Origin of the sequence: Aggregicoccus sp. 17bor-14 (assembly GCF_009659535.1) — a bacterium.
Classification (GTDB): domain Bacteria; phylum Myxococcota; class Myxococcia; order Myxococcales; family Myxococcaceae; genus Aggregicoccus.
Map to the genome: position 1 here is coordinate 271,699 of NZ_VJZZ01000010.1, position 24,372 is coordinate 296,070.

The 24,372-nt window shown below is 70.6% G+C and carries 21 protein-coding genes; 8 read left to right on the top strand and 13 right to left on the bottom strand.

From position 1 onward, the window contains the following. Positions 1 to 70: 70 nt before the first annotated feature. From FGE12_RS20185 to FGE12_RS20205, 5 genes are all read right to left on the bottom strand, one after another. Positions 71 to 487 carry a hypothetical protein gene (locus tag FGE12_RS20185; protein WP_153868151.1) on the bottom strand — a complete coding sequence of 139 codons (417 nt, stop codon included), beginning with the start codon at positions 485 to 487 and terminating at the stop codon, positions 71 to 73. Between the two features lie 71 nt (positions 488 to 558). Further along, positions 559 to 1,656, bottom strand: a complete 1,098-nt coding sequence (locus tag FGE12_RS20190) for a diguanylate cyclase (protein WP_153868152.1) — start codon at positions 1,654 to 1,656, stop codon at positions 559 to 561. A gap of 102 nt (positions 1,657 to 1,758) precedes the next feature. Next, on the bottom strand, positions 1,759 to 2,298 hold the full coding sequence (locus FGE12_RS20195; protein ID WP_194798096.1) for a transposase: 540 nt from the start codon (positions 2,296 to 2,298) through the stop codon (positions 1,759 to 1,761). A 38-nt stretch (positions 2,299 to 2,336) separates the two neighbouring features. After that, positions 2,337 to 2,855, bottom strand: coding sequence for a helix-turn-helix domain-containing protein (locus FGE12_RS20200; protein ID WP_194798097.1), 519 nt, complete (start codon positions 2,853 to 2,855; stop codon positions 2,337 to 2,339). 55 nt (positions 2,856 to 2,910) lie between these two features. Next, entirely contained in the window at positions 2,911 to 3,531 is a 621-nt protein-coding gene (locus FGE12_RS20205; RefSeq protein WP_153868153.1) for a tRNA (guanosine(46)-N(7))-methyltransferase TrmB, read from the bottom strand. A gap of 149 nt (positions 3,532 to 3,680) precedes the next feature. Between FGE12_RS20205 and ribF the strand changes: the two genes are divergently transcribed. The 6 genes from ribF to FGE12_RS20235 all read left to right on the top strand — a co-directional run bounded on the left by ribF (position 3,681) and on the right by FGE12_RS20235 (position 12,029). Next, the gene (ribF, locus tag FGE12_RS20210; RefSeq protein ID WP_153868154.1) at positions 3,681 to 4,682 is read left to right on the top strand and encodes a riboflavin biosynthesis protein RibF; all 1,002 of its coding nucleotides are present in this window, start codon (positions 3,681 to 3,683) and stop codon (positions 4,680 to 4,682) included. 194 nt (positions 4,683 to 4,876) lie between these two features. Beyond that, positions 4,877 to 6,580 (top strand): type IV-A pilus assembly ATPase PilB, encoded by a 1,704-nt coding sequence (pilB, locus tag FGE12_RS20215; RefSeq protein ID WP_153868155.1) that lies wholly within the window; start codon positions 4,877 to 4,879, stop codon positions 6,578 to 6,580. A 54-nt stretch (positions 6,581 to 6,634) separates the two neighbouring features. Then, positions 6,635 to 7,750 (top strand): PilT/PilU family type 4a pilus ATPase, encoded by a 1,116-nt coding sequence (locus FGE12_RS20220; protein WP_194798098.1) that lies wholly within the window; start codon positions 6,635 to 6,637, stop codon positions 7,748 to 7,750. Positions 7,751 to 7,806: 56 nt separating this feature from the next. Then, positions 7,807 to 9,057, top strand: a complete 1,251-nt coding sequence (locus FGE12_RS20225) for a type II secretion system F family protein (protein ID WP_153868156.1) — start codon at positions 7,807 to 7,809, stop codon at positions 9,055 to 9,057. Continuing rightward, positions 9,044 to 10,681: a nitrogen regulation protein NR(II) gene (locus tag FGE12_RS20230; protein ID WP_370459079.1), complete on the top strand. Its 1,638-nt coding sequence runs from the start codon at positions 9,044 to 9,046 to the stop codon at positions 10,679 to 10,681. Before FGE12_RS20225 ends, FGE12_RS20230 begins: the two co-directional genes overlap by 14 nt. A 13-nt stretch (positions 10,682 to 10,694) precedes the next feature. After that, positions 10,695 to 12,029, top strand: a complete 1,335-nt coding sequence (locus FGE12_RS20235; RefSeq protein ID WP_153868187.1) for a sigma-54 dependent transcriptional regulator — start codon at positions 10,695 to 10,697, stop codon at positions 12,027 to 12,029. A 21-nt stretch (positions 12,030 to 12,050) separates the two neighbouring features. Here FGE12_RS20235 and FGE12_RS20240 read toward each other — a convergent pair whose 3' ends face one another. The 4 genes from FGE12_RS20240 to FGE12_RS20255 all read right to left on the bottom strand — a co-directional run bounded on the left by FGE12_RS20240 (position 12,051) and on the right by FGE12_RS20255 (position 15,456). Beyond that, entirely contained in the window at positions 12,051 to 12,818 is a 768-nt protein-coding gene (locus tag FGE12_RS20240) for an ABC transporter permease (RefSeq protein ID WP_153868157.1), read from the bottom strand. Further along, a complete protein-coding gene (locus tag FGE12_RS20245) occupies positions 12,815 to 13,723 on the bottom strand; it encodes an ABC transporter ATP-binding protein (protein ID WP_153868188.1) in 909 nt (302 codons plus the stop codon). Before FGE12_RS20245 ends, FGE12_RS20240 begins: the two co-directional genes overlap by 4 nt. Before the next feature lie 127 nt (positions 13,724 to 13,850). After that, positions 13,851 to 14,750, bottom strand: coding sequence for a pilus assembly protein PilG (locus FGE12_RS20250; protein WP_153868158.1), 900 nt, complete (start codon positions 14,748 to 14,750; stop codon positions 13,851 to 13,853). Positions 14,751 to 14,874: 124 nt separating this feature from the next. Next, a complete protein-coding gene (locus tag FGE12_RS20255) occupies positions 14,875 to 15,456 on the bottom strand; it encodes a prepilin-type N-terminal cleavage/methylation domain-containing protein (RefSeq protein ID WP_153868159.1) in 582 nt (193 codons plus the stop codon). A gap of 315 nt (positions 15,457 to 15,771) precedes the next feature. Between FGE12_RS20255 and FGE12_RS20260 the strand changes: the two genes are divergently transcribed. Next, complete coding sequence (locus FGE12_RS20260; RefSeq protein ID WP_153868160.1) at positions 15,772 to 18,054, top strand: hypothetical protein; 2,283 nt, start codon at positions 15,772 to 15,774, stop codon at positions 18,052 to 18,054. Here FGE12_RS20260 and FGE12_RS30055 read toward each other — a convergent pair. The 4 genes from FGE12_RS30055 to FGE12_RS20275 are packed head-to-tail and all read right to left on the bottom strand — an operon-like array spanning position 18,017 to position 21,452. Beyond that, positions 18,017 to 18,775: a bifunctional 2-polyprenyl-6-hydroxyphenol methylase/3-demethylubiquinol 3-O-methyltransferase UbiG gene (locus FGE12_RS30055; RefSeq protein WP_194798100.1), complete on the bottom strand. Its 759-nt coding sequence runs from the start codon at positions 18,773 to 18,775 to the stop codon at positions 18,017 to 18,019. The genes FGE12_RS20260 and FGE12_RS30055 overlap by 38 nt on opposite strands. Beyond that, positions 18,763 to 20,358, bottom strand: coding sequence for a hypothetical protein (locus tag FGE12_RS30060; RefSeq protein WP_194798101.1), 1,596 nt, complete (start codon positions 20,356 to 20,358; stop codon positions 18,763 to 18,765). The genes FGE12_RS30055 and FGE12_RS30060 overlap by 13 nt, the downstream gene beginning before the upstream one ends. Further along, entirely contained in the window at positions 20,336 to 20,725 is a 390-nt protein-coding gene (locus tag FGE12_RS20270; protein WP_153868161.1) for a DUF2304 domain-containing protein, read from the bottom strand. Before FGE12_RS20270 ends, FGE12_RS30060 begins: the two co-directional genes overlap by 23 nt. Positions 20,726 to 20,753: 28 nt before the next feature. Further along, positions 20,754 to 21,452: a glycosyltransferase family 2 protein gene (locus tag FGE12_RS20275; protein ID WP_153868162.1), complete on the bottom strand. Its 699-nt coding sequence runs from the start codon at positions 21,450 to 21,452 to the stop codon at positions 20,754 to 20,756. A 442-nt stretch (positions 21,453 to 21,894) separates the two neighbouring features. Between FGE12_RS20275 and FGE12_RS20280 the strand changes: the two genes are divergently transcribed. Then, complete coding sequence (locus FGE12_RS20280; RefSeq protein WP_153868163.1) at positions 21,895 to 24,249, top strand: YfhO family protein; 2,355 nt, start codon at positions 21,895 to 21,897, stop codon at positions 24,247 to 24,249. Positions 24,250 to 24,372: the final 123 nt, after the last annotated feature.

Here is a 24,372-nt window from a genome sequence, read left to right on the forward strand (position 1 = left end):
TTGCGGTCAGTCACGGTCTCTCACTACCCATCTTGCAGGTGAGCCGCCAGCGCCCGGCAGGGCACCGGCCTCACGGCTTGAGAACTTCCGACAGGTCCACCCTCCAACCGGAGGGCTCCCGCACCATCCGCACGGTGCGAGCCGCCCCGGAGGACACCACGTGCAGCGTGGCGGCGTCCCCCTGCTCGCCGGCGAGCGTGACCTCGGAAACATCGGCGGGGCGCGAAACATTCGAGAAGAACAGGGCCACCGGGTCGTCCTTCACGCTGCCGCCGGAGGCCTCGGCGAGCGCGTGGGCGCGCCGGGCGAGTGCCTCGCGGGTGGGCGTGGAGAGCACGTCGTAGGCCTGGGCGAGCTCGCCGCGCTGCACCAGCCGGTGGAAGGAGCGGTACGCGTCCACGGGCGTGTCGAAGCGGGGCCGGTGGCAGCCAGTGAGCGCCGAGCCGGCCAGGGCCAGCACGAGCAGCGGTATCGCAAACGGACGCATGGGCGGGAAGGGGATCTACGGCAAACGGGCCTTTCGGGCAAAGCCCTTCGGCCTCGGGAGCGCCTTCGACCTCACTCCTCGTGTAGGCACACCCGGTTGCGGCCCGACTCCTTCGCCGCGTAGAGCGCGTCGTCCGCGGCGCGCACCAGGTCCTGGGGCTCGTCCACGCCGCGCGCCGGGAAGGAGGCGGCGCCGAGCGAAGCGGTGCAGCCCACCGAGATGCGCTCGGGCGCGGGGGCACCCGGGACGCCCGCGGCCGCCGCGACGAAGGGCACGCGCAGCGCCTCGATGCCCGCGCGCACCCGCTCCGCCACGCCGCTCGCCTCGCGCAGGCCGGTCTCGGGCAGCAGCGCCACCAGCTCCTCGCCGCCGTAGCGCGCGAGCAGGTCCGTGTCGCGCAGCCGCTCGCGCGCCACCTGCGCCACCGCGCGCAGCACCTGGTCCCCGAAGGGGTGGCCGTAGCGGTCGTTGAGCCCCTTGAAGTGGTCGATGTCCAGCATCACCAGCGCGATCGGGGAGCGGTAGCGGCTGGAGCGGGCGAACTCCACCGCCAGCCGCTCCTCGAAGTAGCGCCGGTTGCTCAGGCCGGTGAGCGCGTCCGTGCGGCTGAGCGCGAGCAGCTCCTCGCGCCGCCGGTCCAGCTCCTTGTTCGCGCGGTCCAGCTCGCGGTTCTTCTCCACCAGCGCGTCCTGCAGCGCCTTGAGCCGCAGCATGGACTTCACGCGCGCGCTCAGCTCGAGCATGTCGAAGGGCTTGATGAGGTAGTCGTCCGCGCCGATCTCCAGGCCCTCCACGCGGTTGGCCGCCTGGCGCGCCGTCATCAGGATGACCGGGATGAAGCCGAAGCCGCTCTCCGAGGCGTTCGCCTTGATGATGCGGCACACCTCCACGCCGCCCAGGCCCGGCATCTCCACGTCCATCACGATGAGGTCCGGCCGGTGCTCGCGCACCGCGCGCAGGGCCTCGGCGCCGTTGGCCGCCTCGAAGAAGGCGTAGCCCTGCGGCGCGAGCCCGCTGCGCACGAGCGCGACCATGGCGGGCTCGTCGTCCACGATGAGCACGCGGCGGCCCGCGAGCTCGGGCGCGGCGGTGGGGCCCGCGGGGCGCCGGGGGGCGCCGCCGGGCGCATCACCGGGCGCATCTTTGAGGCTGTGCGGAGCGCCGGCCATGAGGGGCATTCTTCCCCGTTCGAGGGGCGAAGCCAACTTCGCACCCCCCTGGCCCGCAGGTCCGGATCGACCCCCGCGAGCGGGGTTTGCGGGACGTGCAGCCTAAGTAGGTAGCCAGAAGTTCTCTAACAAATCGCGCAGCCAGAAGCCCTTCGCCAAGGCGCCCGCCTTACGGAGGGCTTCGGTGCGCGTGAGGGACAGCAGCCAGAGGACGGCGGCATCGACGTGCAGCTCGATGCCCGGGTACTGGCGGTTGGAGGACACGTACTGCTTGAGGGCGCGCCACAGCTGGTCCATGCAGCTGAGCTCCGGGTGCTGCTTGGGCAGCCACAGAAGGTGGATGTCGAGGCGCTTGGCGAGCGCCTGGGCCTTCTGGGCGGTGTGGCAGCTGGCGCGGTCGAGCAGCAGGAGAATGGGGCGGCCCGGGTAGGCGCGGCGCAGCGCCCGGAGGAAGTCCATGAAGGCCTCCTGAGTGCAGCCGCGGCTGGCCGTGACGATGCGGTGGCCGGTGCGCGGGTTGAGCGCGCCCCACAGCGTGCGCTTCGCATTCTCGCCGGTGATGAGGACTTGGGCCTGCTGCCCTTCGGGGGCCCAGGCTGAGCGCAGCGGCGGAAACCAGCGCAGGATGGTGGCGTCGGACACCAGCAGCACCGCGCGCGGGAATCGCCTCAGAAGCGCTTTTATACGGCGAACAAGCCCCCCTTTTTCTGCGCCAGGTGGGGCGCAGCCAACGCGTACACGTAGCGCGGGCGCTTCCAGGCGAGGTGCGCCTCGTGGAGGCGGCGGCGCAGCGTGCGGCAGCTCACGCTGCAGCCCTCGTGGGCCAGGTGCGCGCACAAGAGGGGCACCGTCCAGCCGCCACTGGCCCAGCCACACTCCGTAGGACTCTTCGCCACCAGCGCGCGCAGGCGCTCGGCACTCAAGGCTTGCGCCTCGCGCGGGCGCCCCGCGCGCGGCGCGTCCTCCAGCGCCTCGGGGCGGCGCCTCTGCACATAGCGCTCAACCCACGCGTACACCGCCGGCCGGCTCATGGCCGAGAGGCGCGCGGCCTCGGCCACAGTCTTGCCCTCCGCCACCAGCTTCACCGCCAGCAGGCGGCGAAAGTGCCGCGCGTCCCGGGCTGCGTGCAGCGCTTTGTCCAGCCGCCGCACGTCGCGTCCCGTCAGCCCCAACTCGCTTGGAGGGCGTGCTCGTCGCATGCCCTCCAAGCTGCGCCTCGAGGCAGAATTTGTCTCGATACTTTTGGCTACCTACTTAGGCGGGCTTGCGCAGGCGCGCGCGGTACACCGGCTCGCCGCTCACCAGGTAGCGCCGCTCGCGCGTGGAGGGGACCTCCTCCGGGTCATAGGGGTGGAACGCCCCCTTGCCCAGCGGGTTCTCGAAGCCCGCGGCCTCCAGCACCGCGAGCATCTGGCGGGCGCGGTCCTCCACGTCCGTGCGCAGGTCGAAGAGGCCCCCGGGGCGCAGCTTGTCCATCAGCAGCCGGGTGAAGTCCGGCTGGATGACCGCGCGCTTGAAGTGCGCGCGCTTCCACCAGGGGTCCGGGAACTGGAGGTGGATGGCGGAGAGCGAGCCGTCCGCGAAGAGCAGGGGCACGTGGTCGCGCGCGTCCGCCTCGAGCACGCGCAGGTTCTTCAGGCCCAGCTTGTCGCCGCGCGCCTTCGTGTCGCGCGCGTACTTCTTGCGCCACTCGAAGGCCACGAAGCGCACGCCCGGGTTGCGCCGGCAGTACTCGAGCGCGTGGCCGCCCGCGCCGCTGCCGATCTCCAGCTCCAGCGGGCCCGGGAAGCCGAACTCGGCATCCCAGTCCGGCGGGGCCTCGAGTTGCATCAGGTGCAGGCCGACCGGGTCGGGGAGCAGGGGAGGGCGGGCCATGGGCGCGAGCGAGGGGGGCAGGTGGGGGAAGGGGCGCAAGGAGCCTGCGCCCGGGGGAGCCGCGCGCCTTGAAGCACGCTCCGGCGGGGCTTGGCCAGGGCAAAAGCGCGGGCGCGGCAGGGGGCGGGCGCGCTATACCGGCGCTCGCGATGACGGAGACCTCCCCAGACGCGCGCGGCCCCGACTCCTTCCGTGTCTTCCACTCGGCCCCCGAGGCGCGCGCGCGCGGGGCGGGCGAGGGCAGCGCGGTGGCGCTGGGCAACTTCGACGGGGTGCACCTGGGGCACCAGGCCCTGTTCGCCGAGGCGCGCCGCCACGGCCCCGCCTTCGCCTTCACCTTCCAGCCGCACCCGGGCAAGGTGCTGCAGCCGGACCTGGCCCCCAAGCTCATCACGCTGCTGCCGCGCAAGCTGGAGCTGTTCGCGCGTTGCGGGCTCGCGGGCGCCATCGTGCAGCCCTTCAGCCGCGACTACGCGCGCACCCCGCCGCGCGAGTTCGAGGCGGCGCTGCTGGATGCGCTGGGCGCGCGCCACCTCGTGGTGGGCAGCGACTTCACCTACGGCCAGGCGCGCGGCGGCAGCGTGGCCACCCTGCGGCAGGCCGCGGCCGAGCGCGGGGCGAGCGTGCACGTGGTGGCGCCCGTCACGGTGGACGGCGTCGTGGCCTCCTCCTCCAAGGTGCGCGAGTACATCCTCGAGGGAAGGGTGGGCGCGGCGCAGCGGCTGCTCGGGCGCCCCTTCGACCTGGACGGCACCGTGGTGCCGGGCGCGGGGCGCGGGCGGGGCATCGGCTTTCCCACCGCGAACGTGGACACCCAGAACGAGCTGCGCCCGGCGCCCGGCGTGTACGCCATCCGGGTGGGGCTGCTCGAGCCGGAGGGGGCCGCGGGCCCGGGCAGCGTGCGCGCCGTGTCCCGCTGGCACCCGGGGGCGGCGAACATCGGGGTGAAGCCCACCTTCGGCGGCAGCGAGGTGACCATCGAGGCGCACCTGCTGGACTTCAGTGGGGACCTGTACGGCCGCGAGCTGCGGGTGCAGTTCCTCGAGCGGCTGCGGCCGGAGCAGCGCTTCGGCTCGGTGGCGGAGCTCGCGGGGCAGATCAAGCGCGACATCGAGGCTGCCCGCACGGTGATCGCCCGAGCAGACGACTGAGATTTCTTCAGTCCTTCTCGCGGCTTGGGGGCACGTTGAGCGCAGCCCGTGCCTTGACTCCTACATTCCCCAGGCCCGTAGAATTTGGCGCGAAATTGAACTGTTGATGCGCCCGCCGAAGCAGCGCTGCTCGGCCGGTGGCCCTACCGCCATCCCTACGCACCCCTCTCTGCACGTAACGAGGCACAAAGAGCATGTCCGGTCGACTCGGTGAACTGCTGGTCCGCGAGAACCTCATCTCGGTGCAGCAGCTGCGCAAGGCGCAGGAGGAGCAGCAGAAGTCGGGCGCGCGCATCGGCACGGCGCTGATCAAGACCGGCGCCATCGAGGAGTCGAAGCTCACCGACTTCCTCAGCAAGCAGTACGGGGTCCCTGCGATCAACCTCAAGGACTTCGACATCGACCCCGAGATCATCAAGCTCGTGCCGAAGGAGGTGGCCGAGAAGCACCTGGTGATCCCGGTGAACCGCGCGGGGCCCTCGCTGATCGTGGCGATGTGCGACCCCTCGAACATCTACGCGGTGGACGACCTCAAGTTCCTCACCGGCTACAACATCGAGGCGGTGGTCGCGAGCGAGGTGAGCATCCGCGAGGCGCTCGAGCGCTACCACGCGGAGAAGGGCCCGAGCCTCGAGGACCTCGTGGGCGAGGTGACCGAGGACGTGGAGGTCGCCCAGGCCGAGGACGAGGCGAACATCGCCGAGATGGCGCGCGCCGCGGACGACGCGCCCGTCGTGAAGCTGGTGAACCTCATCCTGCTGGACGCCATCAAGAAGGGCGCGAGCGATATCCACATCGAGCCGTACGAGAAGGACTTCCGGGTGCGCTTCCGGATCGACGGCGTGATGTACGAGGTGATGCGCCCGCCGCAGAAGCTCAAGCAGGCCATCACCAGCCGCCTGAAGATCATGGCGGAGCTGGACATCAGCGAGCGCCGGCTCCCGCAGGACGGCCGCATCAAGATCAAGATCGGCGGCGGCAAGGAGATGGACTTCCGCGTCAGCGTGTGCCCCACGCTGTTCGGCGAGAAGGTCGTGATGCGCTTGCTCGACAAGAGCAACCTGCAGCTGGACATGTCCAAGCTGGGCTTCGACCCGCAGCCGCTCGCCTGGTTCAAGGAGGCGATCGACCGCCCCTACGGCATGGTGCTGGTGACGGGCCCCACGGGCTCGGGCAAGACCACGACCCTGTACTCGGCGCTCTCCGCCCTCAACGAGGTGGGCACCAACCTGTGCACCGCGGAGGACCCGGTGGAGTTCAACTTCGCCGGCATCAACCAGGTGCAGATGCACGAGGACATCGGCCTGAACTTCGCCGCCGCCCTGCGCAGCTTCCTGCGCCAGGACCCGGACATCATCATGATCGGCGAGATCCGCGACTTCGAGACCGCGGAGATCGGGATCAAGGCGGCGCTCACGGGCCACCTGGTGCTCAGCACGCTGCACACCAATGACGCGCCGGGCACGGTGAGCCGCCTCCTGAACATGGGCATCGAGCCCTTCCTCGTGACGGCCTCGCTCAACCTCATCCTCGCCCAGCGCCTCTGCCGCCGCCTGTGCAACGCGTGCAAGAAGCCCGCGGAGAACGTGGAGGAGCAGGCGCTGATCGACGCCGGCGTGCCGCCCGAGAAGCTGGGCACCTTCACCCTGTTCCAGAAGAACGGCTGCCGCGAGTGCAACGACCGCGGCTACCGCGGCCGCGTGGCGGTGTACGAGGTCATGCCCTTCTGGGACGGGCTCAAGGAGCTGGTGATCAACGGCGGCAGCGCCGCCGAGCTCAAGCAGGAGGCGATCCGCCTGGGCATGAGCAGCCTGCGCATGTCCGCGCTCGCCAAGATGATGGCCGGCGTCACCACCCTCGACGAGGTCGTGGCCAACACCGGTCCGGACCGCTTCTAGGCCGCCCCTCCCGCAGCACACTCCGCAATCCTTACTCCCCGAGGATCAACACACGTGGCCAACCTGCACCAGCTGCTGAAAGCGATGGTCGAGAAGGGTGCTTCCGACCTGCACATCACCACCGGGTCCCCGCCGCAGCTGCGCGTGGACGGTGAGCTGGTGCCGCTCAAGACCGCGCCGCTCACGCCCGTGGAGACGAAGCAGCTCTGCTACTCCATCCTCACGGACGCGCAGAAGCACAAGTTCGAGGAGGACAACGAGCTGGACCTGTCCTTCGGAGTGAAGGGCTTGAGCCGCTTCCGCGCGAACATCTACATGCAGCGCGGCGCGGTGGCGGGCGCCTTCCGCACCATCCCCTTCAAGATCCTCACCTTCCAGGAGCTGGGCCTGCCGCCGATCGTGGGCGAGCTGGTGAAGAAGCCGCGCGGGCTCATCCTGGTCACGGGGCCCACGGGCTCGGGCAAGAGCACCACGCTCGCGTCCATGATCGACAAGATCAACACCGACCGTCACGAGCACATCATGACGATCGAGGACCCGATCGAGTACCTGCACCCGCACAAGAACTGCCTCGTGAACCAGCGCGAGGTGGGCGCGGACACGCGCAACTTCAAGACGGCGCTCAAGTACATCCTGCGCCAGGACCCGGACATCGTGCTGGTGGGCGAGCTGCGAGACCTCGAGACCATCGAGGCGGCGCTCACCATCGCGGAGACGGGCCACATCTGCTACGCGACCCTGCACACCAACAGCTGCGTGCAGACCATCAACCGCGTGCTGGACGTGTTCCCGCCCTACCAGCAGCCGCAGGTGCGCGCGCAGCTGTCCTTCGTGCTCGAGGGCGTGATGAGCCAGGCGCTGGTGGCGCGCAACAACTCGCCGGGCCGCGTGCTCGCGCTCGAGGTGATGGTGCCCAACGCCGCCATCCGCAACCTCATCCGCGAGGACAAGGTGCACCAGATCTACTCGCAGATGCAGGTGGGCCAGCAGAAGTACGGCATGCAGACCTTCAACCAGGCCCTGGCGGCGCTGCTCGCGCGGCGGATCATCAGCCAGGACGAGGCCTTCGGCCGCTCGAGCGACCCCGAGGAGCTGCGCAACATCATGGCCCAGACGGGCGGCCAGATGGCGCCTGGGCAGCGGCCGGCCAGCCAGGCGCCCGGTCGATAATTCTGAGATTCGCGAGGGGCGGGTAATCTCCCGCCTCCCCAGTGGAGGTTTCCCGGATGGCAGCGCCGGCGCAGAAGACCGCACCCAAGAAGAGTACGGCCCAGTTCCTCTGGGAGGCGAAGACTCGCGGCGGTGAGGTGAAGAAGGGCGAGATGGAGGCCATGGACGCGGCCGCCGTCGACGCACGCCTGAAGTCCCTGGGCATGACGCCCACCAAGGTGCGCAAGAAGGGCATCCTGGATGCGGACCTCTCCACGATGCCGGGCCTGGGCGGCGTCACCGGCAAGGACATCCTCGTCTTCGTGCGCCAGTTCGCCACGATGATCGACGCGGGCCTGCCGCTGGTGCAGTGCCTCGACATCCTCGCGAGCCAGATGGACAACCCGGCCTTCAAGAAGGTCGTGTACGCCATCAAGACCAAGGTGGAGGGCGGCAGCACCTTCGCGGAGGCGCTCAAGGAGCACCCCAAGGTGTTCGACGAGCTCTTCGTGCAGCTGTGCGCGGCGGGCGAGGTCGGCGGTATCCTCGACAACATCCTCAACCGGCTCGCGCAGTACCGGGAGAAGGCGGAGAAGCTCAAGCGCAAGGTGAAGAGCGCCATGACCTACCCGGTCATCGTGCTCTGCGTCGCGGTGGGCGTGGTGGCGCTGCTGCTGCTCAAGGTCACGCCGACCTTCGCCAAGATGTTCAGCGACTTCGGCAGCGCGCTGCCCGGCCCCACCCAGTTCGTGGTGGACATGTCCGAGTGGCTGCAGGCCTACATCTTCCACCTGATGGGGAGCATCGCGGCGGTCATCTTCTCCATGGTGTACTTCTATCGCCACCCGAAGGGCCGGCGCATCTCGGACAAGGTCATGCTGAAGATGCCCGTGCTCGGGCCCGTGCTTCGCAAGGTCGCCGTGGCGCGCTTCACCCGCACGCTGGGCACGATGATCAGCTCGGGCGTGCCCATCCTGGACGCGCTCGACGTGACGGCGAAGACCGCCGGCAACCGCACGGTGGAGGACGCGATCCTCTACGTCCGGACGAAGATCTCCGAGGGCAAGAACATCGCGGGGCCGCTGCTCGAGACCAAGGTGTTCCCCTCGATGGTGGTGCAGATGATCGGCGTCGGTGAGGCCACCGGCGCCATGGACACCATGCTGAACAAGATCGCCGACTTCTACGACGACGAGGTCGACACCGCGGTCGCGGGCCTCACGGCGATGATCGAGCCGATCATGATGGTGTTCCTCGGCGGCATCGTCGGTGGCTTCCTCATCGCGATGTACCTCCCCATCTTCTCCATCGCCGGTGCCATCAAGTAGGCCTGCGCTCGTCTCTCCCGACGAGCTGCTCCGCAAGCTGACCTGGCTCACCGTGTTCCGCACGGTGGCCACCACCCTGTCGATGGTGGCGATCGCGGCGCGGCTGCTGTCGGGCCCTCCCAGGGATCTGACGCGCGAGGAGCTGCTCGCGTTCGCGCTGCTGGGCGCGGTCTACGTCCTGACGCTCGTCTACGGGCTGCTGCTGCGCCAGGGCCGCGGCGGGAAGTTCAGCGCCTACGCGCAGGTGGTGGGCGACGTCGCGCTGGCGACGGGCCTCGTCTACGTGACGGGCTGCGCCGACTCGCCGTTCATCTTCACGTACTCGCTGGCGGTGGTGGCGGCGTCCATCCTGCTCTTCGAGCGGGGGGCGCGCACTGCCGCCGCGCTCTCCTCGGTCGCGTACGTGGCGATGGTGCTGCTCGCGCAGGCGGGCTGGCTGCACCCTCCCGACGGAGGGGCGCACCTGCCGCCGGGCCGGCTGTTCTTCGTGCTCGGCAGCCACGTGCTGGCGCAGTTCCTCATCGCGGTGCTCGCGGGCTACCTCTCGCGCCAGCTGCTGGCGACGGGTGGGCAGCTCTCGGCGACCACGGCGGACCTGCAGCAGCTCGCCGCCCTGCAGCGGCAGATCCTCGCGAGCATGCCCAGCGGGCTCATCACCAGCGGCGAGCACGGGCGCATCACCTTCATCAACCCGGCGGCGCGGGCGCTGCTCGGGCTGGAGGAGGGGGCCGAGACGGACGAGCAGCTGGAGCGCTTCCTGCCGGGCGTCCAGGGCCTGGGCCCGCACGCGCGACGCAGGGAGCTGGCGGTCCAGACGCCCCACGGGCTGCGCACGCTGGGGCTCACCATCACCCCGCTCGAGAGCGGCGACCAGGCGCTGCTCATCGTCTTCCAGGACCTCACGGACCTGCGGCGCATGGAGGCCGCCCTGCGCAGGGCGGACGCGCTGGCCTCGCTGGGGACGCTGTCCGCCCAGCTGGCGCACGAGATCCGCAACCCGCTGGCCGCGATGCGGGGCTCGGCGCAGATGCTCGCGCAGGACCTCGCGGAACAGCCGGCCCAGGCGCGGCTGCTCTCCATCGTGCTGCGCGAGGCGGACCGCCTCTCGCGCCTGGTGGAGGAGTTCCTGCGCTTCGCCCGCCCGCCGCGCCCCGCGCGCCAGGTGGTGAACCTGGCCTCGCTCGTCGAGGAGACCCTCGAGATGCTGCGCGCCGACCCCCTGGCCACGGACGTCGTGCTCGGCGGGCAGGTGGCCGCGGTCGAGGCCGAGGTGGACCCGGACCAGATGCGCCAGGTGCTGCTCAACCTCCTGCGCAACGCGCTCCAGGCCACGGGAGCGGGCGGCGAGGTGCGGGTCCAGCTGGAGGCGAGCGGCGGCGAGGCGCGGCTGCGGGTGTGGGACTCCGCGGGGAGCGTGCCCGCGGAGGACCTCGTCCGGATATTCGAGCCCTTCGTCTCCAGCCGGCCCGGCGGGACAGGGCTCGGCCTGTCGACTGCGCACGCCATCGTCCAGGCCCACGGCGGAATGATCGAAGTAACCTCTTCGCCCCAGGCCGGGACGGAGTTCACCATCACCCTGCCGCTCGACACCGCCGAGGCCTCCCGTGCGCATCCTGGTCGTTGATGACGAGCTGTCCATGCGCGAGTACCTCGAGTTCCTCCTCGCGCGCGCAGGCTACGTCGTCACGCTCGCCGCGACCGAGCGCGAGGCCGTGCAGCGGCTGAGCGAGAGCGCCGTCGACCTGGTGGTCTCCGACATCCGGATCGGCGCGGGCAGCGGCATGGGGGTGCTGCGCGCCGCCCGGGCGCTGGCCGCGCCGCCCGAGGTCATCCTGATCACCGCCTTCGGTACCCCGGCCTCGGCCGTGGAGGCGATGCGCGCGGGCGCCTACGACTACATCTGCAAGCCCTTCGACAACGAGGAGCTGCTGCTCCTGGTCCAGAAGGCGCTGGAGAAGCGCGGCCTGCGCGAGGAGAACCAGCAGCTGCGCAAGTCGCTGGACAGCGCGTCGCTGTGGGTGGGGCGCAGCCCGGCGATGCGCGCGGTGGCGGCACTGGTGGAGAAGGTGGCCGCGAGCCGCAGCACCATCCTCATCACGGGCGAGAGCGGCACGGGCAAGGAGCTGGTCGCCCGGGGCATCCACATGCGCAGCCCCCGCGCGAGCGCGACCTTCCTGCCCATCAACTGCGCCGCCCTCAACGAGGGCGTGCTCGAGAGCGAGCTCTTCGGCCACGTGCGCGGCGCCTTCACCGGCGCCGCGGCGGACCGCACCGGCCTGCTGGTGGCCGCGGGCGAGGGGACGGTGTTCCTGGACGAGATCGCCGAGGTGCCCGCCGCGACCCAGGTGAAGCTGCTGCGCGTGCTGCAGGAGCGCAAGGTGAAGCCGGTGGGCGGGACGGTGGAGATTCCCTTCGCCGCCCGGCTCGTCGCGGCCACCAACAAGTCGCTCGAGGCCGAGGTCAAGGCGGGGCGCTTCCGCGAGGACCTGCTCTACCGGCTCAACGTCATCAACCTGGAGCTGCCGCCGCTGCGCGAGCGCGGCGACGACATCCGGCTGCTCACCGAGCACTTCCTCTCGAAGATGCGCGAGGAGCTGGGGCGGCCGCACCTGCGCTTCTCCGAGGAGGCCCTGGAGGCGCTGGAGCGCTACCGCTTCCCGGGCAACGTGCGGCAGCTGCAGAACGTCGTCGAGCGCGCCGCTACGCTCGCGGAGACCGAGGTGCTCGGCCTGACCACGCTGCCGCTCGCGGTGCGCGGCGAGCGCGAGCTCCCGGCCGAGGCGAGCTCCGTCACGCTCAGCCCCAAGTTCTCGCTGGAGCACTTCCTGGACGAGAACGAGCGGCGCTACCTGCTCGAGGCGCTGCGGCAGGCCGGCGGGGTGAAGACCCGCGCGGCCGAGCTGCTCGGGCTGAGCTTCCGCTCGCTGCGCTACCGGCTCGCCAAGCACGGCCTCACGGACGAGAGCCTGTAGCCGCGCCGGCGGCCGCGCGCGTCAGCGGAAGTCGCGCCGGTTGAAGATGGCGATCGCGAGCACGCAGAGCAGCGCCGAGTACGCCACGCCGTACCCGATGCCGGACAGCGCCGTGCCCAGCGGGACGTCCGCGCCGTAGGCGGCGAGGGGCCGGAAGTTCATCCGCTCGAGGTTGGGGAGGACGTAGTAGATCGCCTTGCCCATCCCGCGCAGCAGCGCGCTCTCCGAGCGCTGGGCGAACAGGTAGATGTCACCGGACAGGTGGCCCGCGAAGTAGAGGCCCACGGTGGCGATGGCGGACACCATCTGGCTCGCGAAGGTGGAGAAGAAGAAGCCCGCCGAGGTGAGCACCAGCAGCTCGAACCACAGCGCCACCACCGCCCAGAGCTGGGTCGTGGTGATGGGGGTGCGGTAGAGCGCCAGCTGGGCGAAGAAGACCACCGTCATCGCGACGAGGAGCACCGCGAGCGTGAGCATGTTGCCGCACAGGCGCGCGAGCAGGAACTGCGCGCGCGACATGGGCTTGGAGACGACGAGGAAGATGGTGCGGCGGTCGATCTCCCGGCTCAGCAGCCCGCACGCCAGGAAGATGGCCAGGAACACCAGGATGAGGCTCATCATCCCCAGGCCGAAGTCGGTGAGGACGCGGTCCACCGTCGCCACCGTCACCTCGGTCACGAGGCTGGAGGAGAACAGCACCACCGCGGCGAAGGCCGCCACCGCGACCGTGACGCGGTTGCGCCGCGCCTCGCGAAAGCCGTTCAACACCATTGCGCCAAAGCCGCTCATCCGCTGATGTCTCCGCCGACTGCCGTGGGGCGGCCGGCCTCCTGGACGGCTGCCATGAAAAGGTCCTCGAGCGAGTGCCTCGAGGGCTCGACGCGGGTCACGCGCCCTCCGGCCGCGAGCACCGTGCCGAGCACCTGCTGCACGTGCTCGCCCCGGACGCGCAGCACCAGGTGGCCGTCCACGCGCTGGGCCGACTCGACGGGCGCCCCGAGGCGCTCGCTCTGCTCTGCGCCGAGGCCCTCGACCACCACCTCGGAGGTGGGCGCGCTGCCGTCCGCGAGCAGCTCGCTCACGCTGCCCTCGCGCCGCTGCCGCCCTCCCACCACCATCACCACCCGGTCGCAGAGCGCCTCGACGTCCGGGATGATGTGGGTGCAGAAGAGGATGGTCGTGCCCTTCGCGCGCTCGGCGAGGATGAGGTCGCGCATCTGCCGGCGGCCGATGGGGTCCAGCCCGGAGGTGGGCTCATCCAGGATGAGCAGCTTGGGGCGCCCCACCAGCGCCTGCGCGAGCGCCACGCGCTGCACCATGCCCTTGGAGTAGCGGCGGATCTGCAGGCGCTCGGCCTTGCCGATGTCCACCGCGCCGAGCGACTCGCGCACGCGCAGGTCGAGCTCGTGGCCGCTCAGCCCCGCGAGCCTTCCGGCCAGCGTCACGAACTCCCGCCCCGTCAGGTACTCGTAGGGCGTGGGGTTCTCGGGGAGGAAGCCGACCAGCCGGCGCGCCTCGGGATCCTGCGGCGCGCGCCCGAAGATGCGGGCCTCGCCGCTCGTCGGGCGCACCAGGTTCATCAGGATCTTGATCGTCGTGGACTTGCCGGCGCCGTTCGGGCCCAGCAGCCCGTACACCTGGCCCGCCTCGACGCGCAGGTTCATGTCCTGCAACGCGCGCACCGTGCGGTTCATCCAGAAGCCCACGCGGTAGGTCTTCGAGAGCCCGCGGCCCTCGATCGGGGCCTGGCCCCACTCTGCGCTGTCCTTCACCACAGCTGCGCTCTCCGTGGCTCGTTCGTCATGGTCATCCTGGTTCAAGTCAATTCTGGGGCGCCTGCTCCGAGGCGGTCTTGGGCGGGGCGCGCAGGTTCTCGTCCTCGTGCAGCTCGAGCCGGGCCTTGGCGGCGGTGGAGTGCGAGCGCCCCTCGGCGTCGACGTAGAAGTCTCCTCCGAGGGGATCGGCCGGGAGCGCCTGCAGCTGCCCCCGCTCCACGAGCTCTGCGGGCGTGCGCGGCAGCCGGCCCTCGCGATCGCGGAAGCGGGCGACCTCGCGGTCGAGCCCCTGCAGCACCTGCTCCTGCTGGATCTCCAGCACGCGATGCTCGAAGAACTCGCGCGTCTCCGGCTCGGCGGCGGTGTCGCGCAGGTAGGCCGCCAGGGCGAGGCCCGCGTCGAAGTTGCCGGACTGGGCGTACAGGCGCGTGGCGAGCGCCGACACGAAGGGGGGCGCGAACGGAGACTGGCTGAGCCGGTGGAGGATGTCCGCCGCGGCCCGGTACTGGTGGTCGAAGAAGATGAGGTTGTGCGCGAGCGTGAACTCGATCTGGTAGTCACCGGGCACGTTGCGCGCGCCCTTGCGCAGCAGGCGCGTGGACTCGTCGGTGTTCACGAAGTTCTGGCGGCCCTTGTCGAAGGGGATGGCCACCCCGGCGAAGCTGTAGACGCGCACGAACTTGGGGTCCAGGTCCGTGACGAGGTCCGCGTAGGGGTAGATGTCGCGGTAGTCCGCCGCGGTCTGGGCGCGACCGATCTGGTTGATGGTCAGCAGCCAGTAGTAGTCCGCGATCAGGTGCTGGTGCGCGGCGCCCACCGCGTGGAGGAAGTCCACCCGCGGGAGCATGGGCCTGTCGCGTCCGGGGCGGGCGCGCTCCGGCGGCGCCGAGAGCAGCAGCAGCGAGAGGAGGGAACCTGCGAGGACGACCCAGGAGGGGAGGGGCATGGCTCACAAAAAGCAACGCGGGGAGGCCGATGATCGACCCCCCCGCGCACTCTACGATGAAACGGTCAGCCCGTTTCGGTGGAGAAGGTGCCCGGCTCGCGCCGAGCGACCGTCCCCTCGGTTACTACTGGTCGCAGGAGACGTCGTTCAGCGGGTTCACCGGCGCGCCGGCGGTGCCGGAGGAGTCGCCACCGCAGGTCGCGGCGGTCGCGGCGACGGTGTCGGAGGCGAGCACCCAGGCGTCCGCCACGCTGTCGTTGTCAACGTTGCCGTAGGCGGCGACCGCGAACTGGCCGTTCGGGCCGGCGCTCGCGCCGATGGCGCTCAGCGGCGCGGTGATGGTCACCGGGGTGATGTTCGGCTGGGTGTTGAAGCGCACGGTGTCCTGGGGGATGCAGGACTGGTTCGCGGTGGTCAGGGTGTTCCAGGTGCAGGCGGCCGCCATGGAGTAGCTGTAGCGGTTGCCCTTCTCAGGAGAGAAGCCGATGTCGGTGAACTTCGCCGAGTAGGTGTCCTTCTCGCCGTACACCGACTTCTGGGCGGTGAAGATCGCCTTCAGGTTGGTCTTCGCCTCGCTCTGCTTGGAGCGCGCCTGGAACTTGATGAAGTTCGGGATGGCGATGGCAGCGAGGATGCCGATGATCGCGACGACGATCATGAGCTCGATGAGGGTAAAGCCGCGGGTCTTACGGAGCTTGCTGAACATGGGGGACTCCTGGGGGGAGGGAAACGGGCGGGTCTGCCTGAGTCGGGGGACGGCATTGCACGGCAGGTGCCAGGCTCTCCGCGCGCTGTGCCTCACGACGATCCAGGGACTTGGGCCGCGAGGGGGGTCGGGGAGGGAGGGTGAATCGCCAATTTTTGTCACCCGGGGTGCCCAAAAGCGTCCAGAAGCGCCGTGCGGAAGGGCGAGGCTCTGCGCGGATGTGCCTCGAGGTGCGCGCCTGACGCGACTGTGTGCGTGGAGCGCGCCCCTGCGACGCCGCGCGTGATACCCAGTCGGCGCATGAAAGGTGCGTCGATGCCGTCGCGAGTGCTGCAGCGCTGGGGCGGGCTCCTGAGCGTGGTCGGCCTGTGGGCCCTCTTCTTCGCTCCGCACCTCTTGAGCGACGGGGTGCCGTACTACCGCGACCAGCTCGTCACGCTCATCCCCATCCGGCACTACCTGCATGAGCGGCTGCTCTCCGGCGAGCTCCCCATGTGGTACCCGTTCGAGTCGCTCGGCGTCCCCTTCATCGGGCAGATCGTCACCGCGACCTTCCATCCGCAGACGCTGCTCTTCTTGCCGCTCTCGCCGGCGCTGGCGGTGAAGTTCAACCTGCTCGGGGGCTACCTGCTCGGCGCAGGGGGCGCCTACGCGCTGTGCCGGGCGCTGGGCAGCACGAGGCCTGCCGCGCTCTGCGGCGCGTGCGCGCTCGGCTTCGGCGGCTACGCCCTCGGCGTCTCGAACAACCTCGTCTACCTGATGGGGCTCGCCACGCTGCCCTGGGTGGCGTGGGCTTCGCTGCGGGTAACGGGGACGCGCCGGCTCGCGGATGCGGCCCTGTTGATGGTGGCCTGGGCGCTGGTGTTCCTCGCCGGGGACGCGCAGATGTTCGCCTTCTGCCCCCTGCTGATGCTCGCGGCGCTGTGCGTGCACGGAGTGACTCGCCGCAGCATCGCGCTGCTGGCGCTCGCCGGCGTGGGGACGCTACTGCTCATCAGCGCCGAGCTGCTCCCGGCGCTCGCGGTGAGTGGTGAGTCGATGCGGGGGCTCGGAGAGGTCTCCACGACCCTGGGGCGCACCTGGGCCCTGCACCCGCTGCGCGTGCCCGAGCTGCTCATCCCGGGCTACGTGCCCGATGCCTTCCGCAACCAGATGGTCGCGGAGGTGTTCAGCGGCCGCGGCGCGCTGTGGAGCACGACGGTGTTCGCCGGCGCGCTCGTGGTGCTGCTGACGGCAGTGGGCCTCAGCGTGCGCAGCCGCGCCACCTGGGCCTTCGGAGGCATCGCCCTGCTGGGCCTGTGGCTCTCGCTGGGCGACTACGGCGGGCTGCTCCCGCTGACGTGGAAGCTGCTGCCCCTGCTCTCGAAGTTCCGCTTCCCGGAGAAATACCTCGCGCTCTTCTGGCTGGGGCTCGCGCCGCTGGTAGCGCTGGGGGCAGACGCGCTCGCGGCGCGGCGGCGGCCCGCGGTGCTCGCGGCCGCAGGGGCCGCGGCCGGGTGCGCCGTGCTGGCGGCGCTCGCCTGGAACGGGGTGCTGGGGCCCGCCGTCTGGCGCGTGGCGGGAAGCTCGCTCACCGCTCCCCTGGCGGGGGCCGTGTCGTCGGCGTGGGGGCGGGGCCTCGCCTGCTCCGCGGGCTTTCTCGCCGCGGCCGCGGCGCTGATCTGGGCGAGCGGGCGTCGCGCGCGAGTCCTCTGGCTGCTGCCGCTGCTCGTCTTCGCAGAGCTGCTGCACGGCAATGGGGCGCATCTCCCGCTCGTGTCACCCGCGGAGCTCGAGGCGCCCAACGCCTTCGCAACGACGGTGCTGGAGGCTGCCGGCGGCGCGCGGCCCGCGGACCGCGCGACGCGGCTCGCGCGCCTGGACGTCCCCTCCACGGTGACGCTCGGAGGAGGCGAGCTGTGGGTGCGCGCCATGCGCCAGGCGCTGCGGGTGGACTCCAATGGCCCGGACCTCGTCGCCGTCTTCGGGACGAACCTGCCGGCGACCCCTGCCCGCTACGGCATCCTCTTCGGCTCCTCCTCCGAGCAGGCCGCCCCCTGGGCTCCTGCCTTCAACGGCTGCTTCTGGACGGTCTCCCTCTCGGAGCCGCTGCCCTCGGGCCTGGAGCTGGTGTCGCGTCAGGACGCGCTGGGCATGGGGCTCGCGCGAGGCGCATGCCTGCCTCGCGCGTACGTGGCAGGAGCGGTGCCCGCAGGCGACATGTGGCAGGCGCTGCGGCGACTGCGGGCCGGCCTGCCGCCTGGCATGGCCGTCGTCGAGGGAGCACCGGCGCTCGCGTCGACGGCGGGAGAGGTGCAGTGGCTCGAGCTGCACCCCGAGCGCCTGCGGCTCGCCGCCCGGGCCCCCCGCCCTTCGGTGCTCGTCATCAACGACCAGTTCGCGCGCGGCTGGAGCGCGTTCCTGGACGGCGCGGCGGTGCCGCTGCTGCCTGCCAACGTGGCGGCGCGTGCGCTGCCGCTGCCACCGGGCGAGCATGAGGTGGAGCTGCGCTACGCCACCCCGAACCTGGGGTGGGGCCTGACGCTCAGCGCCGTGGGTTTGCTGCTCGCACTGGCGCTGGTCATCCTCGGGTCGCGCCCGCTCGGCGCCCGGCAATGACCAGATAGCGGTTGTCCAGGCCCGTGCGAAGCGTCTGGAGGGCTCGGCCCATCGCCATGCGGGGATGGCGGAGGTAGTAGCCGACCAGGTTCGAGCGGAGCTGGTACGAGCGGCTCGACCCGGTGCGGATCCTCAGGAGATTGCGGAGGGACACTCGCTGCCGCTGGCGCAGCTCGTCGACGATCTCGAGACCTGCATCCTGGAACATCCGCCGGAACTGCGCTTCGGTGAAATCCGAGAGGTGGTACGGGTTCACGTCACTCGAAAGAGTCGTGGGGACGGATGCGATGAGCATCCCGCCCGGTGCCACCATCTCGACCAGGCGCCGGAAGAGCCGGGCCGGATCTGCGACATGCTCGATCGTCTCGAGACTCACCACCACGTCGAAGGGGGCTGGCGGCGTGAATTCGAACGCGTCCGCACACACGAACGAGAGGTTCTCGGACGCATAGGTGCGCTTGGCATGCGCGATCGCCTCGCTGGAGAGGTCGGCGCCCAGGACCTCCGCAGCGCCGGCCTTCGCGAGCAGCGCGCTTCCGTAGCCGACGCCGCACGCCAGATCCAGCACCCTGCGGGCTCGGACGTGGCCCGAGGCGAATTCGTAGCGCTGCAAGTGGGTGAGCAGCGTGGTGCGCTCGAGCGGGTTCTCCGAGGACAGGAGCTCGGGGATGATCCGCTCGAGGTCGAAGCGGGGGGCGCCCTTCGGGTCTAGTTCGTCCATCTCAATACCTCGATTCTTTCGTCTGGCTCTCCGAAGGACTGCACCGCTCGGAGATGGGAGGACACGCTGGAGAGGGCTGGGCACGGCGAATCGACCGGGTAGACGACGAGGTAGTCGATCGGCAGATGTTCGAAGAGCTTCTGCATCTGGGCCGCGCTGTCCTGGCACCACATCCAGTGGATTCCTACATCCGTCCAGAGGGAGAGCTGCTGAGCTCTCGTCGTCAGCACGACGACCGGGGGAGACTGCGCGTTGAGCCACTGCGCCAGCTGTTGCTCGGCGCGGGTGCTCAGGTCCGGCTGCTGCCGCCTCGCATTGTCGTGGGTTTTCGCGGCGCTGCTCGCGGCCGCGAGCACGACGATGACCATTGATGCCAGGCGCAGGCTCCGGCGTTGGTCGACCCCGAGGACGGCGAGCGCCGCGACGATGAGGAAGATGAAGCCCAGCCCGTGGCGGTACCCGAAAAGCCACTCCTGGAAGAACGACGCGTGGGCTGCGTGCACGGGAGCGATGGAGACCGCCCCCGCTACCAGCAAGGCGAGCAGCAGCGCCCGCGCCTCGCGAGGGAGGCGTGCCACGTGCTGACGGGCCGGGCGGGACCAGGTGAGCGCGACGAGCAGCGCGAGGGGCGGCAGATACGCCGCGATGCTGAAGGAGGAGACGTAGGAGTTCTGGCTGTTCGAGTCGAACGCCACCGCCACGCCTCGCAGTCGGTCGATCACCCAGGAAAGGGTGTTGGGCGTTTCGACCAGCCATCGGAAGGGCTCGAGCTCCGGAGTCTGCCGGAACGCGGCGAAGTCGATCATGATCTGCGGCGTCACCGTGCCGACGGCGTCGTAGAGCAGCGCTGCCTCGAACACGATGCCCAGGGCCGCGGCCAGACCGCAGGCCAGCAGGCACCGGCCACGCGTCCCTGGCGCCCGGCCCAGCGCAAGGCCTGCGAGCGGCACGGCGACGAACCCCAGCAGCTGGGAGCGCGTCAGATACGCAAGCCCGCAGAGCGCTCCAGCGGCTGCCGACCAGAGCAGTTCCGAGCGCCGGGTGTCCGCCCCCAGGGCACGGTCCGTGGCGAGCAGCACGCCGAAGCAGAGCGCGAACGCCAGCGCCTCGGTGTAGGGCAGGGAGGTGTAGTGGAAGAAGATCCAGTTGCTCCCGAACAGGCACGTGACGAGGTGCGCGAAGCGGATGTCGAGCCCCCCGATGCGCAGCGCAGCGGGCACCTCGAGTCGGTGCTCGAGCCGCCGGGTCACGAAGTAGAGCAGCACCAGGTCCAGCAGGAAGAGTGCTTCTGGAAGGAGCTCGGCCACCCGCCGCAGGCCGAAGAGCCGGCCCGCCGTGCCCAGCAGGGCCGGCCAGAGGGGGTAGACGGTCGCAGCGTGAGGAAGCGGCTTCAGGCCCTGATGGTAGAGCGAGACGCTGGTCTTGAATCCCTCACCCTGCGAGACGTGGCGCGCAATCTGGAAGTAGTAGTTCCCGTCCGTACTCCGCGAGCCGAGCATCGGTGAGTACGCGAACTTCGCTGCCGCGGCCGTCAGCACCAGGCCGAGCAACAGCGCCAGCTCACCTCGTGCGCGGCAGCTCATGGACCTTTCCCGGATGGCCCTCGCTCGGCGGCGGCGCACTCTCCGAGGGCTTCGCGCTGGCGCGGAGCATGGCCAGCTCGCGCACCAGCGTCTTGAGCTGACCCTCGAGCTCGGTGAACTTGGTGTAGTAGTGCAGGACGATGAAGAGCAGGCTGATCTCGACGAGGTAGGTCACGAGGTCCGAACCACGGCCTACGCCGACCGCTCGCGCCACCGTCGTCGTGACGTCCGGGAACAGCACCAGGCTCGCCGAGCCTCCGAGCAGCGCCAAGACGACGGCGATGTGGACCGGCACTTTCGTGCGACGCAGAAATGCGTAGTAGCCGATGAGCGCGAGCCCCGTCAGGAGCAAGAGGCGGATGAGCATGGGGGGGGTGGGCCCGGGGGCAGCGAGGTCAAGCGCGGGCGAAGTAGTCGAACAGGATGCGCAGTGCCTGGGACGCGCGCTGACCCTTGCGGATGCTGTAGTCGGTGTAGCGGATGGTCACCGGCACCTCCACGACGTGGAGTCGTGCGCGTGCCGCATGTCGCAAGATCTCCGAGGCGTGGGCCATTCCGCTCTGGTGCATGCGCAAGGGTGCCGCGACGTCGCGGTGGAACGCGCGGAGTCCGCAGTGGGAGTCGGTGAGGGACAGGCCGGAAAGCTTGTTGGACACGGACGCTGCGAGGCGCAGCAGGGCCTTGCGCCGCTTGCTCGCGCCCTCGACGCGGCCGAGGAACCTGGAGCCCAGCGCAAGGTCGGCGCCTCCGTCGAGTGCCGCGAGGAGAAGCGGGATGCTGTCGCTGGAGTGCTGCCCATCCGCGTCGAAGGTGACCACGCGGGCGGCGCCCTGCCGCCAGGCGAACTCGATACCCGTCTGGAGCGCTGCACCCTGACCGAGGTTCACGACATGGCGGAGGACCACGGCGCCCGCTTCGAGTGCGCGCTGACCCGTCGCGTCGCTCGAGCCATCGTCGACGACGACGACCGGCCACCCCGCGGTGACGAGCTCCCTGACCACCCCTCCCACCACCGGCCCCTCGTTGAAGGCGGGAACGACGACCCACGTGCCCGGTCGCGCCTCCGCGTGGGGCACCCGCGCGACGTCAGTCATGCGTTGCTCGCTCGGGGTTGCCTCCGGCTCCGTGAGGACGAAAGGACGAGAGGCGAGCGCCGACGATGCCTCCCTCTCGAGGGAAGCGAGCTCGGCCCCGCGCACCCGCTCGGCACGCAGGACGGGCGCGGAGTGAGGAGGCCTTCAGGTGGACGGGCAGAAAAATGGGCGGGGCCTTTTTGCTACGGAGTTGCAGTGAACTTCTACCGCAGGTCGTTGCGGGCGCGCGAGGGGGACCCAGGCGCTTGCCTGCACACCAGGAGCGCTGCGGCCGTTTCTTCAGCTTGCACGAGGGGTGGGACACACCGTGCCGGTGAAGTGGGTCGATGTCGCATCTGCGCGTCTCGGCGGCCCGTGCGCACCGAGCGGAGTCCGGGTACCCGAGACCGCTCGCCCGCAGGACAGATGGAGAAACCGCGCTCGCGTCGGCACGGGGGGTGTCATGCTCTCCTCCGTGCGAAGACTGTCACCGAAGGCCTGGGGAGCGCCGCTCGGACTGTGCCTGCTCGCGAGCGCTGCGCTCTTCGGGGCCACGCTGGTGGGCGCGCGGAGCTTCTTCTACCGGGACGTCCTGCACTACTACTGGCCGACGCACGAGGCGATGGCCGACGCGTGGCGCGCCCTCGAGCTGCCGCTCTGGAACCCCTCCGTCAGCGCCGGCCTTCCGCTGCTCGCGGACCTGCACGCCGCGACGCTTTACCCGCCGAACCTGCTGTCGTTGTGGCTGCCCTTCCCCCTGGCCTACGCGTGGCTGCTGGTCTTCCACCACGTGCTGGGTGGGCTCGGAGTCTTTGCCTTCCTGCGCCGCCTCACCGGGGACGGCGGCGCCGCGGCGGGAGGGGCGCTCGCGTGGATGCTGTCGGGCTACGTCATCGGCCTCTCGTACGCAGGGCCGTTGATGGCGGGGGCCGCGTACGTGCCGTGGGTGCTCCTCGTCCTCGCGTCCACCGCCTCCTGGCTCCGGCGCTCCGTGGTCCTCGCACTGCTCTGCGCGCTGCAGGCGCTCTCGGGCGATCCGCAGTCGGTGCTCTACTCCCTGCTCGCGGGCGCGGCATTCTGCGGGTGGAACGCGCGCTCGCAGCGGGGCCGCGCGGCGCTCGTGCTCGGCGTGGGGCTGACCCTGGCGGGGCTGCTCGCCGCCGTGCAGCTGTGGCCGGCCTGGCTGCTGCTGAAGCAGGCCTCCCGCGGCGTGAACGATCCCGACTTCTACACGGACTGGATGCTGCATCCGCTGCGGCTCGCGGAGCTGTTCCTGCCCCTTCCGTTCGGAGGCTACCTGGAGGAGCCCCAGTTCTGGGCGTGGTTCACCGTCAAGGGCCCCTCGACGACGCCCTTCGCGCTCAGCGCCTACCTCGGCGCTTCGAGCCTGGTGCTCGCGGTGCTCGGGCTCTCGCGTCGCCGCGAGGTGGGGCTGGGGCTGTCCCTGCTGCTGACGGGGCTGCTCCTGTCGATGGCGTCCCACGCCGGTCTCGGCTGGGTGCACGCAAGGCTCCCGGGCTTCAACCTCTTCCGCTATCCGGAGAAGTACCTCCTGCTCGCGAGCTTCGGGTGGGCGGTGCTGGTGGCCTTGGGGCTGCAGCGCGTGGGGCAGGCGCGGGCGCTTCCCCGAGCTCGCACGGCCATGCTCGTCGCGCTCGCCGCGGGCCTGCTGCTCGCCTGGCTCGGCTCCTTCGCGCTCGAGGAGAAGGCGCTCGCGCTTTCGCAGGCGCTGCTCGCTGCGGTGCACGTGCAGGCGCCCGGCACGGTCGTGCTCGAGCCGGCCCGCGCCGCGCTTCAGGCGGGCGGAGTCTTCGTCGCGCTGGCGCTGCTCAGCGTGGCCGCTGCGCGGCGGCTGTCAGGGAGGCCCTTGCTGCGGCTGCTGCCGGTGCTCGTGCTCGCGGTGGACTTGCTGCTCGCGGGCCAGCGCATCGTGTGGACCGAGGACCCGGTGCTGTACTCACTGCGCAGTCCACTGCGCGAGGAGATGGTGGCCCGCGCGACGGTGAAGCCCTTCCGCTTCTTCCGCGAGGCACAGGGGCTCGCGGCGGTGGCGCCCGGAGGCCGCACCGTGGAGGCGATGGGGCTGGCGCGTGCCTGGGAGCTGATGACCCTCAAGAGCAACGTGGGGACGGTCTACGGGCTCGACGAGCTCGGCGGCTACGGCGCGGTGCAGCTGCAGCGCGACGTGGCGCTGTACTGGGCGCTGGCCACGCAGGAGGCACGGCTGCTGGATGCCCTCAACGGCTGCTACCTCGTCGAGCCCCTGCGGCCCGACGGCCCGCCGCCGAGCGAGGGGTTCAGGCAGGTAGAGGCCTGGCCGGATCTCCGCGTGCAGCTGCTCGGCCGCACCCGTTGCGTTCCGCGCATCCACGGCGTGAACGAGCTCATCCCGGTCGCCTCGCTGCAGGAGGCGGTCGCGCGCATCCGGGACCCGCTCATCGATCTGAGCACGCAGGCGCTCGTGGAAGGGGCGGCAGGAGGGCGCTACGAGAGTGTCACGCTGAAGGATCCGCGCTTCGGGCGCGGTCGCGCGGAGGTGCTCGCGCAGGTGCCGCCGACCGGGGGCTTCGTCGTCTTCGCCTCGAGCTATCACCCTGGCTGGCGCGCGGAGATCGATGGGGTTGCGGCCGCCGTCTTCCCCGTGAACGTCGCCACGCTGGGCGTCCAGCTGCCTCCCGGTCAGCACCGTCTCACGTTCCACTTCGTCGAGCCGGGGCTGCTGCCGGGTGCGCTGGGCTCACTGCTGGGCGCGCTGGTGGCAGCACTGGCGTGGTGGCGCGGGCGTCGCCCGTCCACCACCGAAGGCTCCGTCGCCTAAGCCCCCGGACATAGATAATGTCCACCCCCAGCATGGACTCGCTGCGGGTGGACAGGGCAGAGCGGGAGCGGCTGCGAAGCATTGGCCACTCCGCGGACGTGGATGCGGCCGAGCGCGACCGGG

What these genes read in the sequence shown, in the direction of transcription:
- FGE12_RS20185 (WP_153868151.1), bottom strand. Translation starts at nt 487, where the DNA reads ATGCGTCCGTTTGCGATACCGCTGCTCGTGCTGGCCCTGGCCGGCTCG.
- FGE12_RS20190 (WP_153868152.1), bottom strand. Translation starts at nt 1,656, where the DNA reads ATGGCCGGCGCTCCGCACAGCCTCAAAGATGCGCCCGGTGATGCGCCC.
- FGE12_RS20200 (WP_194798097.1), bottom strand. Translation starts at nt 2,855, where the DNA reads ATGCGACGAGCACGCCCTCCAAGCGAGTTGGGGCTGACGGGACGCGAC.
- FGE12_RS20205 (WP_153868153.1), bottom strand. Translation starts at nt 3,531, where the DNA reads ATGGCCCGCCCTCCCCTGCTCCCCGACCCGGTCGGCCTGCACCTGATG.
- ribF (WP_153868154.1), top strand. Translation starts at nt 3,681, where the DNA reads ATGACGGAGACCTCCCCAGACGCGCGCGGCCCCGACTCCTTCCGTGTC.
- pilB (WP_153868155.1), top strand. Translation starts at nt 4,877, where the DNA reads ATGTCCGGTCGACTCGGTGAACTGCTGGTCCGCGAGAACCTCATCTCG.
- FGE12_RS20225 (WP_153868156.1), top strand. Translation starts at nt 7,807, where the DNA reads ATGGCAGCGCCGGCGCAGAAGACCGCACCCAAGAAGAGTACGGCCCAG.
- FGE12_RS20235 (WP_153868187.1), top strand. Translation starts at nt 10,695, where the DNA reads ATGCGCGAGTACCTCGAGTTCCTCCTCGCGCGCGCAGGCTACGTCGTC.
- FGE12_RS20240 (WP_153868157.1), bottom strand. Translation starts at nt 12,818, where the DNA reads ATGAGCGGCTTTGGCGCAATGGTGTTGAACGGCTTTCGCGAGGCGCGG.
- FGE12_RS20245 (WP_153868188.1), bottom strand. Translation starts at nt 13,723, where the DNA reads ATGAACCGCACGGTGCGCGCGTTGCAGGACATGAACCTGCGCGTCGAG.
- FGE12_RS20250 (WP_153868158.1), bottom strand. Translation starts at nt 14,750, where the DNA reads ATGCCCCTCCCCTCCTGGGTCGTCCTCGCAGGTTCCCTCCTCTCGCTG.
- FGE12_RS20255 (WP_153868159.1), bottom strand. Translation starts at nt 15,456, where the DNA reads ATGTTCAGCAAGCTCCGTAAGACCCGCGGCTTTACCCTCATCGAGCTC.
- FGE12_RS20260 (WP_153868160.1), top strand. Translation starts at nt 15,772, where the DNA reads ATGCCGTCGCGAGTGCTGCAGCGCTGGGGCGGGCTCCTGAGCGTGGTC.
- FGE12_RS30055 (WP_194798100.1), bottom strand. Translation starts at nt 18,775, where the DNA reads ATGGACGAACTAGACCCGAAGGGCGCCCCCCGCTTCGACCTCGAGCGG.
- FGE12_RS30060 (WP_194798101.1), bottom strand. Translation starts at nt 20,358, where the DNA reads ATGAGCTGCCGCGCACGAGGTGAGCTGGCGCTGTTGCTCGGCCTGGTG.
- FGE12_RS20270 (WP_153868161.1), bottom strand. Translation starts at nt 20,725, where the DNA reads ATGCTCATCCGCCTCTTGCTCCTGACGGGGCTCGCGCTCATCGGCTAC.
- FGE12_RS20275 (WP_153868162.1), bottom strand. Translation starts at nt 21,452, where the DNA reads ATGACTGACGTCGCGCGGGTGCCCCACGCGGAGGCGCGACCGGGCACG.
- FGE12_RS20280 (WP_153868163.1), top strand. Translation starts at nt 21,895, where the DNA reads ATGCTCTCCTCCGTGCGAAGACTGTCACCGAAGGCCTGGGGAGCGCCG.